This window comes from Kitasatospora sp. NPDC048286 (genome assembly GCF_043201735.1).
GTDB lineage: Bacteria > Actinomycetota > Actinomycetes > Streptomycetales > Streptomycetaceae > Kitasatospora.
Window position 1 is genome coordinate 35,074 of sequence record NZ_JBICZE010000017.1, and the last position, 14,200, is coordinate 49,273.

A 14,200-nucleotide genomic window follows, 5' to 3' on the forward strand; every position below is an offset into this window, starting at 1 on the left:
CGGTGAGGTGGGGGCGGAGCAGGCGGCACGGCGCGGGGCCGGACGGGAGAGGTCGGGCCCCGGTCAGGGGCGTGCCGCCGCGGTACAGCACAGGGCGGTACAGCGCGGGGCGCGACAACGGCGCGGGCTGTCCACAGCACCGGCCAGAGCACACGGGCGGGCGGCGCCGGGCAGCTGGCCCGGGCCGTGCATCCGCAGTGCGTCTGAGGCTGTCATGGCCGATACGTTAGCAGCAAAGGTTTGAGATGTTCAAAGTACTTGTTTGAGGTCACGCAGAATTCCTGCCCTCTTCGGGCGCACCGCGAACTCGAACTCCGGGCACGAACGAAGCTGACGCCCCATCAGGTCAGCTCGGCGGTCCGATTGACCACTGAGCGGTTATACGTATAACTTTGTCGGCGTCCCCGCCCCTGCCTGCCCACCCGGAGAGGACGCCGATGGGCTACCTAGCCCTGCTCCGTGCCCCGCACGTCACCCGCCTGCTGCTCGGCACCCTGCTCGGCCGTCTGCCCGCCGGCATGACCGCCCTCGTCATCGCCCTCGCCCTGCGCGACGCCGGGGTGCCGTACGGCCGGGTCGGACTGGCCACCTCCGCCTACGCGTTCGCCGCCGCCATCGGCGGGCCGGTGCTCGGCCGGATCGTGGACCGCACCGGGCAGCCGAGGGTCCTGCTCGCCTCCGCCGTGGTGGCCGGCGGCGGGTACGCGCTGCTCGCCCTCGCCCCCGGCTCCGCGATCGGCGCACCGGTCGGGGCCGCGATCGCCGGTCTCGCCATGCCCCCGCTGGAGCCCTGCCTGCGCTCGCTCTGGCCGGACGTGGTCGAGGAGAAGCAGCTCGACACCGCGTACGCCTTCGACTCCGCCTCCCAGCAGACGCTCTACGTGGCCGGGCCGCTGGCCGTCGCCGCCATCTCCGGACTGTTCAGCCCGGTCGCCGCGCTCTGGGTGGCCGCCGGGCTCGGGCTGGCCGGCGCGCTGATCGTGGCCACCACCGGGCCCGCCCGGGCCTGGCGCGCCCCGGCCCGGGAGCAGTCCGCCGGACTGCTCGGACCGCTGCGCTCCCCCGGCCTGGTGCTGCTGCTGATCGGCCTGGCCGGGGCCGGCTGGGCGGTCGGCGCCCAGAACGTGCTGTTCATCGCCTACGCCGAGCGGCACGCCGGCGAACTGCCGGGCGGCGGGAGCACCCTGCTGGCGCTGGCCGCGCTCGCCGGCCTGCTCGGCGCACTCGCCTACGGCGCGGTCGACTGGCGGCAGAGCACGGCCACCCGCACCTGGGTGATGGCGCTCGCGATGGCCGCCTCCTACCTGCCGCTGGTCACCCTGCCCGGGCCGTACCCGATGGCCGCGCTGGCCTTCCTCTCCGGGATCATGCTGGCCCCGCTGCTCGCGGCGGCGTTCGTGCTGGTCGCCGAACTGGCCCCGACCGGCACCGTGACCGAGGCCTTCGCCTGGCTGGTCACGCTGTTCGCCACCGGCAACTCGCTCGGCTACGCCGTCTCCGGCAAGCTCGCCGAGGACTCGCTGCGCCCGGTGGCGATGTGCGCGGTGGGCGGGATCGCGCTCGGCGGACTGCTGCTGTTCGGCGCCCGGCGCTGGTTCCACCCGGCTCCGGTGGCCACCGCCGCGCAGCCCGTCCCGGTGGGCTGACCCACCCCCACAGACGACTGTGCCCGCCGGCGGTCTGGCCGGCGGGCACAGTCTTTGTCCTTCGGTTACGGATGATCAGCTGTGACGGCCCCGACGGCGCCGGGCGATCACCGTGAACAGCACACCGAAGCCCAGGGCGACGGCACCCAGCACGGCCGGCAGCAGGCCGGGCCCACCGGTGTGGGGCAGCTCGCCGCTCCCCTGCCCTGGGGACGGCCGCTGCGGATCCTGCGACGGGGCACCGGGCTCACCCGTGCTCGGGGGCTCGGTCGACGACGGGCCGTTCGACGGGCCGTCGGTCGGGGTGCCCGACGGGGTGCCGGTCGGGCTGCCCGTCAGCGAGGGCGAACTCGTCGGCATCGGCGAACCCGTCGGCGAGTTCGTCGGCGTCGGCGAACCCGTCGGGGACGGCGAGTTCGTCGGGGTGGGCGTCGACGACGAGGTCGGAGACGGGGACGAGGTCGGCGTCGGCGAACCCGTCGGAGTCGGCGTGGGAGTAGGCGTCGGAGTGGGAGTAGGCGTCGGCGTCGGCGTCGGCGCATCCGCCGGCACCAGCCCCAGGTCCAGGCTCAGGTCCCGCGCCCCGCCCGACAGCCGCACCGTCTGGGTGGTCCCGGTGGCCGGGTCTGCGTCCGAGTCCCGCGCCGGGTCCTTCCCCGCGTGCCGCACGGTGACCTTGGCGTCCGCCGGGACGGTCGCCAGGTCGAAGCGCACCGCGTACTCCCCGTCGGGCAGCTGCTCGAACAGGTAGTTCCCGTCCGCGTCCGTCACCGTGGTGACCGGCTTGCCCAGCTTGTCGCGGACCGGCTGTCCGGCCGCGTCCAGCAGCTCCACCCGGACGCCCGGGACCCCGCTCTCGCCGGAGTCCTGGATGCCGTTGCGGTCGCGGTCGATCCAGACGTGGTCGCCGAGCGCGTTGTTCGGCGGCACGGGCGCCTGGACGCCGACGCCGACCTTGGCGGGCTCGGCCGGCAGCAGCGGGCTGCCGGTGGAGTCGGTGGCGGTGTAGGCGAAGCTGTTCCACGCGAAGTCGGCGTTGCCGGCGTCCACCGAGGCGACCATCGGCCAGGTCAGGGTGAACAGCCCGCCCGACGGCAGGGTGCCCGGCCGGCTGACCTTGAACCAGGTGGCGTTGCCGGGACCGGGGAAGTCGGTGCTCCACCGGGCGTTCGCGTCGCACGGCCCGGGCACGGTGATCGCTCCGGACACGCAGGGCTTCGGCGAGGTGGTGTACTCGATCACCACGGTCGGGTCACTGGAGGTCAGCGGCTGGGCCAGCGAGGGCGTCCAGGCGGAGCCGCGCGCGATGTCCGGCCGCAGCACGTACGAGTCACCCGGGGTGGACAGCTTGTCGTACGCGACGAAGTCGGTGACCGGGTCGGGCGAGTCGTTGCGGACGGTCAGCCGGTAGGAGATGCCGCCGCCGGGCGTGGTGGTGCCGGTGGTGGCGTAGTCCTTGTCGAGGTCGCCCCTGACCTCCTTGAAGGAGCGCAGCACGGCCGGGACCTGCACCTCGACCTGCGAGGAGGCGTGGCACATGGTCTCGGTGGTGTTGCCGTTGCCGTTGAGGTCCTTGCTGTCGGGCACGCCGCTGTCGGTGCCGAAGTAGGAGCAGGTGACGGGTGCGGTGGCGCCCTCGGTGGTGACGTACACGTCGTTGGTGAGGGTGCCGGGCTTGGCGCTGCCCGCGACCTGGGCGTCGATCAGGATCCGGTACGCCTTGTCGTCGTTGAGGTACGCCATGTCGGGCGCGCCGGCCGGCCAGGTCATCTTGAGCAGCTGGCGGCCGTCAGGTCCGGGCAGCACCTGGACGGACTTCGGAGCGACGGACTGCGAGTAGCCCGGGTCGGGGCGGGCGCTGCCGTCCTGGTAGACGAGGCCCTGCGGCAGCAGGTCGTACAGGACGAGCGGGGTGCCGAGGTCGCGCCCGGTGCGGTTGTACGGGGCGATCCGGAAGGTGGCGACGCCGCCGGGAGCGAGGACGGCGCCGGAGGTGGTGGTCTTGGTGGCGCCGAGGTTGGTGGCGGCGCTGACGGTGGAGTCGGCGCAGGCACTGGCCGAGGCGGTCTTGCCGGAGGCGTCGGTGCCGGTCACGTCCACGCAGTTGTGCAGGGGGGTGGGTGCGGTGCGGCCGTCGTGGCCGGTGGCGACGACCTGGGCGAGGACCTGCACGGCGTTGCCGGGGCTCCAGCCGGTGGGAATGGGGCCGTCCCACTGGAAGCGCAGCCCGTCGAGCCAGCGCCCGGCCGGGATGCCGAGCACGTCGCCCGCCGGGTCGCCCTTGCCCTCGGCGAAGGTGATGCGGCGGGTTTCGGAGCCGTTGAGGGGTTTGCCGGGGGTGAAGGTCTTCCAGGTCTGGTCGCCGTTGAGGCGGTACTGCAGCTTGAGGCCGATGCTGGTGGGGTTCCAGGGCTCCATCTGGACGGCCTGCGGTATCAGCCAGTTGTAGAGGTCGGCAGTGGTGCCGGAGCCGGGGTCGGTCATCACCAGGCTGGTGGCGGGGCCGGCGGTGTTGCCGGCGTGGAGGCTGAAGGAGGCGACGTCGCCGGAGACCACCTTGCCCTGCCACATCTTGGAGGCGGCGACCTTGATGCCGGTGGTCGGCGGCTTGAAGGTCGGGGACTGGGCGGTGGCGTTGGACAGGTCGCGCATGCCCTCGGGGCCGAGCGGGTCACCCTGCAGGACGACGGAGTTGGTGGCGGTGGTGCCGCTGGGGAAAGTCGGGTCGGGGAAGTTGACGACCAGCACACCGGGGATGCGGCAGCCGGCTTGGCCGTTGCCGGCCCGGAAGTCGCCGATGTCGTACATCCAGCGGTTGGGGTTGTTCGGGTCCCGGGTCCAGCCCGGCGAGCGGCCTGTGTCGACGACGGCACCGGGCGGCAGGGTGTCGACCAGCCGACTGGCGTCCAGGTCGACGTTGGGGACGCCGCTGGTGGAGCACGCGCTGAACTGGTAGGTGACCGAGCGGCCGTCCTGACTGCTGGTCTGGACGCCCTTGGTGACCTTGTAGTCGGGCTGGACGACGGCCGTGGTGGTGGCGGAGCCCTTCTGCTCGGGCTCGCCGTCGGAGGTCAGGGTGGCCGAGTTGACGGTCTTGGTGTTGTTGGGGGTGGTGAAGTTGGGGAACTTGAGGACGACCTTGATGGTCGCGGTGGTCCCCGGGCTGAGGGGGAGGAGCTTGATGCCGAGGGTGCCGCCGACGCTGCCGGCGGCGGGGACAGTCGAACCCGCCACGTCCACCGTGGAGTTGTCGGGGCTCCAGCCGACGAACTCCATTCCGGCGGGCAGGGTGTCGGTGATGCGCCCGTTGGCGCAGTCGGTCACCGAGCACGTGTAGTGCAGGGTGTAGGTGACGTTCTCACCGGGCGCCACGGTGGCCTTGTCGACCGTCTTGGTGAAGCTGACGGCCGCGTCGGCGGGCGGGGCGGTGAGGGTACCGGTGAGCAGCGTGCCCGCGAAGAGGCCGAAGGCCGTGGCCATTCTGGCCGCCCGGGACAGGCGTGGAGAACGTGAGGGTAGCGTCCGCATGCCGTGGATCTCATCGTTTATTCATCCGAAAGGAGGCACGGCACGAGCGGTTAAGACGATTTTTCACCCGTTTGGGCTAGTGACTCGGGCAGCCGAATCGCGATAACGCAACAGGACGGTCACCCGGGGTCATCACGCCCGGGCAGTCGAGGAGCGCAGCACCAGCGAGGTGGCCAGCGGTGCGACCGACGCCACCCGCTCGCCGCGCAGCAGGGCCGCCAGCGCGGCGGCGCCCACCCGACCCAGCTCCTCGCCGGGCAGGTCGACGGTGGTCAGCGGCGGGGCGAGCAGCGCGGCCACCGCGACGTTGTCCATGCCGACCACCGACACGTCCTCGGGCACCCGCAACCCCAGCTCGGCGGCGGCCTGGTAGACCCCGGAGGCGACCACGTCGTCGTCGCAGATCACCGCGCGCGGCCGGTCCGCCCGCTCCAGCAGCCGGCTCGCGACGGTCCGCGCGGCCCGGTGGCCGTCGTTCAGGCTCACGCCCAACTCCACGACGTCCAGGTCGAGTTCGCGCACGGCCTGCTCGAAGGCGGCCTGCCGGACCCGGAAGGTGTACGCGGAGTGGCTGGAGCGCAGCCGGCCGATCCGGCGGTGGCCGAGCGCGGCCAGGTGCTCGACCGCGGCGCGCATCCCGCCGGCCACGTCGAGCTCGACGGTCGGGCGGGCCCGGTCGGTGCCGGGGTCGGCGTCCAGGAAGACGGCGGGGGTGTCGGCGGGCAGCTCGCCGAGCTGGCTGTCGTCCGGGGAGCAGATCAGCAGGCCGTCGAAGCGGCCGGCGGTGGCGGCCTCGGCGAGGGTGGCGCGGCCCCAGCCGGAACTGACCACGACGGCCAGGCCGTTGCGGCCGGCCTCCTCGTGGACGCCCTCCAGCACCCGGCCGAAGAACGGGCCCTGGAGGTTCGGCACGGCCAGCAGGATCATCCCGCTGCGGCCGAGCCGCAGCTGCCGGCCTGCCGCCTGCGGGCGGTAGCCGAGGCTGCGGGCGGCCTCCCGGACCCGCTCCCGGGTGGCCTCGGAGACCCGTCGGCCGGCCTCGGCACCGGAGAAGACCAGGGAGACGGTCGCCTGGGAGACCCCGGCGAGCCGGGCCACGTCCCGTCCGGTGGGCCGGCGGACGGGGGCCGGCCAGGTGCCGAGCGCCCCCTCGGCGGGCGTCTGCTCGGAAGGCTCGGAGTCTCTGGTGGCGGGCACGGCGGCTGCGCTCGTGGGGCGGGGCGGAGCCGGGGTCAGCTCTGGCCGGCGGCGGCCGCGCGGGCGGCGTCGTCGGCGGCGGCCGCGCGGGCGGCGTCGTCGGCGGCGTCCTCCTCGGCGTTCCGCTCGGCGGTACGGCTGCGCATCCCGGAGACCCTGCCGCTGATCTGCGCGGACATCTCGTCGCGCTGCTTGCTCAGCAGCACGTAGCTGAGCGGCGCGGAGGCGATCGCGGCCAGCAGGAACAGGAAGATCATGCCGGCCTCACCACTGACCGGGATGATCTGGAAGTGCCCGAGCAGCAGGGCCACCAGCAGGCAGCCGAGGAAGATGCTGACCCGCAGGGAGGTGTAGCGGAGCGTGGCGTGCGACTTCTCCGGGCCGTTGCTGGTCACTCGACACATCCTTCTTCTTGCGCTGGGGCGGGTCCTCCAGTCAAGCATGCCTGACGGCCGGCGCGGGGCACGGGGCACCGATCCGGCCCGCCCGGCCGCCGCGGTCCGTCCCGGTCCGCCCCCGGGCGGGTGTCAGCGCAGGTCGAGCCACATGGTGATGTCGTCCCGGTCGTCCCCGGGGGCGACCCGGATCGCGGCCGGCACCCGGCCGACCTCCCGGTAGCCGCTGCGGGCGTAGAAGCGCTCCAGCCCCAGGCCGCCGCGCGCGGTGAGCCGCAGCGACTCCAGGCCCCACTCCCGGGCCACCCGCTCGGCCTCGGCGAGCAGCCCGGCCCCGTGGCCGTGGCCCTGGAAGTCCGGGTGCACCATGACCCGCTTGAGCATCCGCCAATGGTCCATCAGGCCGAAGCGCATCGACTCGAAGAACAGCAGGCCGACCAGCCGGCCCGTCCCGCTCTCGTGCGCGACCAGCAGCCGGTCCGGGCCGTCCGGCTCGACCCCGGCGAACTGGCGGTCGGCGGTGTCCCAGACCTCGTCCTCGGTGACCGGCGCCACGAAACCGACCGCCCCGCCCGCGTTGGTGACGTCGACCCACAGCCGGACGACGTCCGTGCGCAGGTCGGGGTCGAGCTTCGGGTCCAGGGTGAAGATGAGCGCCATGAGGCGGAGCCTAGACCTCCGGTACGACCGTCCTACCGGGAGGTCCGGCACCGCCCCCGCCCACCGGGCCCCACCGTCACGGAAGCACCGGCACCGGCACCGCCCCGACGTCACGGGAGCACCGGCACCGCCCCGCCGTCCCGCCCGGTGCCGCGCAGCGCCAGGCAGAGCCCGACCGCGACCGCGCACAGCGCGCCGGCGCCGTACCAGGTGAGGTCGTAGTTGCCGAGCGCGTCCCGGGCCAGGCCGGCCAGCCCGGCGACGACGGCCGCGCCGATCTGGTGGGCGGCGAGCACCCAGCCGAAGACGATCGGGGCGTCCTCGCCGAAGTGCCGGCGGCACAGCGCGACGGTCGGCGGCACGGTGGCCACCCAGTCCAGGCCGTAGAAGATCACGAAGGCGAGGATCGGCGGCTGCAGCGAGCCGGCCAACAGCTGCGGCAGCAGGAGCAGGGACAGGCCGCGCAGCCCGTAGTAGACGGTCAGCAGCAGCCGGGAGTCGACCCGGTCGGTGAGCCAGCCGCTGAAGACGGTGCCGAGCACGTCGAACACGCCGATCAGGGCGAGCAGGCTCGCGGCGGTGGTGACGGGCATGCCGTGGTCGTGCGCGGCCGGGATGAAGTGGGTGCCGACCAGGCCGGCGGTGGTGGCGCCGCAGATCGCGAAGGAGCCGGCCAGCAGCCAGAACGCCCGGCTCCGGGCGGCGTCCCGCAGCACCCGCAGCGAGCGGGTGAGGGCCCGGCCCTCGGCGACCGGCGCGGGCGGGGCTTCGGTGGCGCCGTACGGGAGCAGGCCGAGGTCGGCGGGCCGCTCGCGCATCAGCAGCAGGACCGGGACGGCGACGGCGCTGGCGGCGAGCGAGACCACGACCACGGCCGAGCGCCAGCCGTGCTGCTCGACCAGCCAGGCGCCGACCGGCAGGAAGACCAGGTTCCCCGCCGCCCCGGCGGCGGTCAGCACCCCGGTGACCAGGCCCTGGCGGGCCCGGAACCAGCGGCCGGTGATGGTGGTGGCGAAGGCGCCGGCCATCGAGCCGCTGCCGAGGCCGACCAGCACGCCCCAGCAGAGCACCAGTTGCCAGGGCTGACGCATCAGCATGGTCAGCCCGGCGCCGACGGAGATGGTCAGCAGCGCGCAGACCACCACCAGGCGCACCCCGAAGCGGTCCATCAGGGCGGCGGCGAACGGGGCGGTGAGGCCGTAGAGCGTCAGGTTGACGGAGGTGGCGCTGGAGATCGTCCCGAGCGACCAGCCGAACTCGTTGTGCAGGGCGTCCATCATCAGGCTCGGCGTGGAGCGGAAGCCGGCCGAGCCGAGCAGCACGAGCAGGGAGACGGCGGCCACCACCCAGGCGTAGTGCACCCGGGGGCGTCGGGCCGGGGCGAGCGGTTCGGAGCGGGGGACGGTGGGGGCGGGGGTGCTGCGTTCGGTCACGCGGACGAGTGTTCCGGGCGGCCCGGAGCCGGACGAGTGGCCTGAACGACAGCTTTCGCAAGAATCGGGCCAAGGGTCGCGGTAGCCTGGCCCGGACCCACCGACGCCCGAGGGGACGGCATGGCACACCTGGTCGCGGTACTCGCGCTGGAGGGCGTGATCGCCTTCGAACTCGGCATCCCCGCCCGCATCTTCGGCGGCGCCAGGGACCCGGCCGGCCGGCCGCTGTACGAGGTGGCCACCTGCACCCTGGACGGACGGCCGGTCACCACCAGCGCCGACTTCCGGGTGCTGGTCGACCACGGGCCCGAACTGCTGGAGCGGGCCGACACGGTGCTGATCCCGGCGTCCGCCGACTCCGCCCCGGACGTCGCCGACGCCTGCTTCACCCCGGCCCTGGCCGACGCGCTGGCACGGATCCGGCCCGGCACCCGGCTGATGTCGATCTGCACCGGGTCCTTCGTCCTGGCCGCCGCCGGCCTGCTGGACGGCCGCCCGGCCACCACCCACTGGCGCTACACCGAGCACTTCGCCCGGCTGTTCCCCCGGGTGCGACTGGACCCCGACGTGCTCTACACCGACGACGGCGACCTCCTCACCTCCGGCGGGGTGGCCGCCGGGGTGGACCTCTGCCTGCACGTGGTGCGCCGCGACCACGGCAGCGCGGTCGCCAACGCGGTGGCCCGCAACTGCCTGGTGCCGCCGTGGCGCGAGGGTGGCCAGAAGCAGTACGTGGAGGCCCCGAGCCCGGTGGACGCCGACGACAGCGGCACCGCCGCGGTGCGCGCCTGGGCGCTGGAGCACCTGGACGAGCCGCTGGCGCTGCGCCGGCTCGCCGACCGGGCGGGGATGAGCGTCCGGACCTTCACCCGGCGCTTCCGCGAGGAGACCGGCGCCAGCCCCGGCCAGTGGATCACCACCCAGCGCACCGAGCGGGCCCGGCAGTTGCTGGAACGGACCGATCTGACGATCGACCAGGTCGCCCGGGAGTCCGGATTCGGCACCGCCGCCTCTCTGCGGCTGCAGCTGCGCGGCCGGCTCGACGTCGCGCCGAGCGCCTACCGACGCACCTTCCGCGCCGTCCCCGAAGGCCTCGCCGTTCCCGAAGGCCCCACCCGGCAGGCTTCCTGAGCGCGGCCGGGGAACCGGGCCGCCGGTGGCCGGATCCCGTCGTTCCCCGACGGCGCCTTGGATGGCGGCCGGCCGCGCGCGCCTCCGGCACAGCACGGCAGGCCGCCATCCAAACAGCGCGCGCGGGCCCTGAACCAGCGCCGCACCCTCCGCACTCGCCGAGGAGCGGTCCGCGACCCGTCCGCGATCCCCCCTGCTGACACGAATCCCCTGGACAGCAGCTCCGCGGTGGTGGACGGACGTCCCCTCGGCGTCCCCTCGCGACGGAGCGCCGCACCCAAGCGTGATCAGTCGGATACGTCACGTCAATGGCTAGTCCGAAATTCGGAATGGTTGCGTCACCTTTCGGCCGGTGATCAGCACCGGAGTCAGGCACCGTCCGACGGCCGCCGCGAAAGCCGCTATTGCGCCAATGCCGCCCAGTCCACGTCGGCCAGCGGATCGGCCGGGCGGGCGTCGCTGCCGATCTCGCACCAGACCCGCTTGCCCGAGCCCTCCGGGTCCCAGCCCCAGCGCTCACAGAGCAGCTCGACCAGTTCCAGGCCGCGGCCGTTGGTCGCGTCCTGGTCGGCGCCCGCGTGCCGCGGGGTGGGGGCGGCCTGGCTCGCGTCGGCGACCTCCACCCGCAGCGGGACGGCCGGCCCGCCCGCACCGCTCCCGTCCGCCACCGGAAGACAGAGTCTCAGCACGGCCGGACAGCCGGTGTGCACCACGGCGTTGGTCACCAGCTCCGAGACCACCAGCACCACCGTCTCGGCCATCGGCGCGTCCGGGTCCACCCCGTGGTTCAGCAGCCTCGAGCGCACCCACCGGCGGGCCCGGCCGACCTCGGCGGGGTCAGCCTGGACCGCCAGCTGTACCTGAAGAACCTGCACCGCTCCACCACCCGCACTCGCAGTTCGGCCTTAGTTCCGATCGGGCCGGATCGGCCGGCGGGCCCTCGCACGTCGCCCGGTGCCACCCGAGCCGCACCCGGGCGCCCGCCCGATCCGTCCGCCCGCGCCCACTCGTCCGCGCCGCCTCGTCGGTCGGGTACCGGCCGCGACACGAATACGCCTCAGGATGGGCGGGGGGACCGACAGCAGCAAGCGCTTCGGGCATATTCCGGCGATCGGGCGACAGGGGAGTGCATACTGTCCCGCTCACTCTCGCGAGCCTCGCACCGGTGATCGTCCGGCCCGGGCCGACCTGCCGGTCCCGCCGTCGGGAACCTACCGCCGCGCGTCGCGCGAGCCCCGCCCGCCACTCGCGAACCACCCGTGCGACATGTGTCCGACGGCGGTCGAACAGCGGCGCCCCGAACGGCCCCGAACGACCCCGGGCGGCCGCGGGACGCACCCCCGGCCACTCCCCCGGGCCGGGAGCCGGAAGGCGTGCGGCACCTCCCTACCGGAGGGCCCATCCATGAGGAGGGCGAAACGCTCGGAACGGTTCCGATCTTGCCGGAATCGCTCCCGGCGCCACCCGGCCGCAAGATACCGTTGGGTACGCCAGCGAACCCGGTCAGGAGGGTGGTTTCCCGATGGCCACCCCGGAGCGGAACCCGCGCTGGGACGAGCAGTTGCAGCGCCGCCTCGCCCGCGGCGAGGAGACCGCGCTCGGCGAACTCTACGACCAGCTCGCACCGATGGTGCACGGCCTGGCCGGGCGGATACTGGCCGACCAGGCCGCCGCCACCCAGCTCACCCGGGAGATCTTCGCCCACGTCTGGGAGCACCCCGAGGACTACGACCCCGCCCGGGGCACCCTGCGCTCCTGGCTCGGCGCGCTGACCCACCACCGCGCCGTCGAACGGCTGCGGGCGCGGCGGGCCGCCGAGCGGGCACCGGGCGCGGAGGCCGAGATACGCGCCGTGGCCACCGCCGCCCGGGTCCAGTACGTGGTCGACTCCCTGCCCCAACCCCTGCGTGAGACCATCGCGGTGACGTACTACGACGGCCGCACCTACCGCGAGACGGCCCGGCTGCTCGGCATCAGCGAGCAGGCCGCCAAGCAGCGGATGCGGCTCGGTCTGGAGCTGCTGGCCACCGAACTGGCCGACGAGCGCGCCCGCCAGGCCGCGGCCGGGGACGGGAACGGGGAGACGTGAGCAGCACAGAGGAGCGGCACGACGCCCTGCGCTCGCTGCTCGGCGCGTGGGCCCTCGGCGCCTGCCCGGCCCGCGAGGCCGCCGAGTTGGAGCAGCACCTGGGCGACTGCCGGGAGTGCGCCGAGGAGGCGGCCCGGCTGCGCGAGGCGGCCGGCTGGCTCTCCCTGGACGAGCCGCTGGACCAGCCGGGCCCGCTGCGTCAGCAGGTGCTCGACTGGTGCCTGGCCCGCCGGCCGGCCGAACTGCCCGTCCCCGCCTGGGGCATGCCGTACACGGCGGAGACCGCCAAGCTCGACGCGCTGCTGCGCGACCTCGGCCCGGAGGAGTGGCTGGAGGTGGCCGAACTGCCGTGGCACGGCGGCACCGAGCGGCTGCGCCCGGCCGAGGTGCTGGGCCACCTGACCGCGGTGGACGGCTTCCTGGCGCTGGCGCTCGGCCTGCCCGACCCGGTGCCGGCCCTCCCCGGCCTGCCCGCCGCGCCGGCCGGACGGCGGGTGCCGCCGCAGGAGCCGGCCGCCGGGCCGGCCGTGCCGCGCGTCCCACCGCAGGGCGGCCCGTACGACACGATCACCGCGCGCACCGCCCGGCTGATCGCCGACCAGGGCGGCCTGGCGCCGCAGTCGGTGCGCTCCCGCTGGCGGCGGCAGGCCCACGACCTGGTGCGCGGTGCCGCGCTCGCGCCCCAGGGCAACACCCCGGTCGACTACGGCTTCGCGGTGCTGCCGCTGCGGGACGCCTTCGTGGACCGCGCCTTCGAGTGCTTCGTGCACGGCGAGGACGTGGCCAGGGCGGTCGCCTACCCGTACGACCCGCCGGCGCCGCAGCACCTGCGGCAGATGGTGGAGCTGGTGGTCCGGCTGCTCCCCCGGGCACTGGCCGGGCTGCGCGCGGCCCGGCCCGAGCACGCCGGGGCGCCCGGCCTGCCGGAGGGCGGGGTCCGACCGGCCCGGCGGGCGGCGAGTGGCTGATCACCCTCGACGGCGGCGACGAACGCAGCGGCGGCGCGGGTGGGGAGCCGGTGGCCTCGATGGTGCTGGACGGCCTGGAGCTGTGCCAGCTCGCCGCGGCGCACCGGGACCCGGACCGGCTGCCGGTCGGCGAGCACGGCGACCGGACCGCGGTGCGCGAGGTGCTGCACGCGCTCCCGCTCCTCTCCCGGCCCTAGGTCTGAAGGCCTAAGCGAAGACGACCGTACGGGTCCCGTCCAGCAGCACCCGGTGCTCGCTGTGCCACTTCACCGCGCGGGCCAGCGCCTGGCACTCGACGTCCCGGCCGAGCGCGACCAGCTGGTCGGGGCTGACGTCGTGGGTGACCCGGGCGACCTCCTGCTCGATGATCGGGCCTTCGTCCAGGTCGGCGGTGACGTAGTGCGCGGTGGCGCCGATCAGCTTCACGCCGCGCGCGTGCGCCTGGTGGTACGGCTTGGCGCCCTTGAAGCTCGGCAGGAAGGAGTGGTGGATGTTGATCACGCGGCCGGACAGCTCGGTGCACAGCTGGTCGGAGAGCACCTGCATGTAGCGGGCCAGCACGACCAGCTCGACGTCCTCCGCCGCGATCAGGTCGAGCAGCTGCCGCTCGGCCTGGGCCTTGGTGTCCTTGGTGACCGGGATGTGGTGGAAGGGGATGCCGTAGCTCTCGGTCAGGTCCCGCAGGTCGGTGTGGTTGGAGACCACCGCGGCGATCTCCACCGGCAGGGCGCCGATCCGGGTGCGGTAGAGCAGGTCGTTCAGGCAGTGCCCGAACTTGCTGACCATGAGCACGATCCGCATCCGCTGCTCGGTCGGGTGGATCTGCCAGTCCATCCCGAACGAGGCGCCGATCGCGGCGAAGCTGGCCCGCAGCTTGTCCGCGGTGACCGGCTCGGGGGCGGAGAAGTGCACCCGCATGAAGAAGAGCCCGCTGTCGCCGTCCCCGAACTGCTGGCTGTCGATGATGTTGCAGCCGGTCATGAAGAGGTAGCTGGAGACCGCGTGGACGATGCCCTGCTTGTCGGGGCAGGACAGCGTGAGGACGTACTGGGCGCCGACCGGCTGCTGTTCCACTGGGGGTATCCCGTTCTGAGGTCGTGACGTGCGTGGATGGTCCAGCGTGTCACATCCCGGACACCTGCCGCCCCGCTGC

Annotated in this window: 12 protein-coding genes; 5 read left to right on the plus strand and 7 right to left on the minus strand. The window is 74.0% G+C overall.

Annotation, left to right across the window (positions count from 1 at the left end; genetic code table 11):
- Positions 1 to 437: 437 nt before the first annotated feature.
- The gene (locus ACGF13_RS32980) at positions 438 to 1,646 is read left to right on the plus strand and encodes an MFS transporter (protein WP_392882327.1); all 1,209 of its coding nucleotides are present in this window, start codon (positions 438 to 440) and stop codon (positions 1,644 to 1,646) included.
- Between the two features lie 75 nt (positions 1,647 to 1,721).
- On the opposite strand, the gene ACGF13_RS32985 is transcribed toward ACGF13_RS32980, so the two are convergent.
- From ACGF13_RS32985 to ACGF13_RS33005, 5 genes are all read right to left on the minus strand, one after another.
- A complete protein-coding gene (locus ACGF13_RS32985; protein WP_392882329.1) occupies positions 1,722 to 5,126 on the minus strand; it encodes an SdrD B-like domain-containing protein in 3,405 nt (1,134 codons plus the stop codon).
- Between the two features lie 180 nt (positions 5,127 to 5,306).
- Entirely contained in the window at positions 5,307 to 6,371 is a 1,065-nt protein-coding gene (locus ACGF13_RS32990) for a LacI family DNA-binding transcriptional regulator (protein WP_392882331.1), read from the minus strand.
- A 35-nt stretch (positions 6,372 to 6,406) separates the two neighbouring features.
- Positions 6,407 to 6,766 (minus strand): DUF4229 domain-containing protein, encoded by a 360-nt coding sequence (locus ACGF13_RS32995; RefSeq protein ID WP_392882333.1) that lies wholly within the window; start codon positions 6,764 to 6,766, stop codon positions 6,407 to 6,409.
- 132 nt (positions 6,767 to 6,898) lie between these two features.
- Positions 6,899 to 7,426: a GNAT family N-acetyltransferase gene (locus ACGF13_RS33000; protein ID WP_392882335.1), complete on the minus strand. Its 528-nt coding sequence runs from the start codon at positions 7,424 to 7,426 to the stop codon at positions 6,899 to 6,901.
- Positions 7,427 to 7,536: 110 nt separating this feature from the next.
- On the minus strand, positions 7,537 to 8,859 hold the full coding sequence (locus tag ACGF13_RS33005) for an MFS transporter (RefSeq protein ID WP_392882338.1): 1,323 nt from the start codon (positions 8,857 to 8,859) through the stop codon (positions 7,537 to 7,539).
- Positions 8,860 to 8,979: 120 nt separating this feature from the next.
- Between ACGF13_RS33005 and ACGF13_RS33010 the strand changes: the two genes are divergently transcribed.
- The gene (locus ACGF13_RS33010; protein WP_392882340.1) at positions 8,980 to 9,990 is read left to right on the plus strand and encodes a GlxA family transcriptional regulator; all 1,011 of its coding nucleotides are present in this window, start codon (positions 8,980 to 8,982) and stop codon (positions 9,988 to 9,990) included.
- Positions 9,991 to 10,391: 401 nt separating this feature from the next.
- Here ACGF13_RS33010 and ACGF13_RS33015 read toward each other — a convergent pair whose 3' ends face one another.
- Positions 10,392 to 10,865, minus strand: a complete 474-nt coding sequence (locus ACGF13_RS33015) for an ATP-binding protein (protein WP_392882342.1) — start codon at positions 10,863 to 10,865, stop codon at positions 10,392 to 10,394.
- Positions 10,866 to 11,512: 647 nt separating this feature from the next.
- Here ACGF13_RS33015 and ACGF13_RS33020 point away from each other — a divergent pair.
- From ACGF13_RS33020 to ACGF13_RS33030, 3 genes are read left to right on the plus strand one after another with little or no spacing between them, the layout of a single operon-like run.
- The gene (locus ACGF13_RS33020) at positions 11,513 to 12,079 is read left to right on the plus strand and encodes a sigma-70 family RNA polymerase sigma factor (RefSeq protein ID WP_392882344.1); all 567 of its coding nucleotides are present in this window, start codon (positions 11,513 to 11,515) and stop codon (positions 12,077 to 12,079) included.
- Complete coding sequence (locus ACGF13_RS33025) at positions 12,076 to 13,047, plus strand: zf-HC2 domain-containing protein (protein WP_392882347.1); 972 nt, start codon at positions 12,076 to 12,078, stop codon at positions 13,045 to 13,047. Before ACGF13_RS33020 ends, ACGF13_RS33025 begins: the two co-directional genes overlap by 4 nt.
- A 50-nt stretch (positions 13,048 to 13,097) precedes the next feature.
- Entirely contained in the window at positions 13,098 to 13,244 is a 147-nt protein-coding gene (locus ACGF13_RS33030; RefSeq protein WP_392882349.1) for a hypothetical protein, read from the plus strand.
- 10 nt (positions 13,245 to 13,254) lie between these two features.
- Here ACGF13_RS33030 and purU read toward each other — a convergent pair whose 3' ends face one another.
- Positions 13,255 to 14,121, minus strand: a complete 867-nt coding sequence (gene purU, locus ACGF13_RS33035; protein ID WP_392882352.1) for a formyltetrahydrofolate deformylase — start codon at positions 14,119 to 14,121, stop codon at positions 13,255 to 13,257.
- Between the last annotated feature and the right edge of the window lie 79 nt (positions 14,122 to 14,200).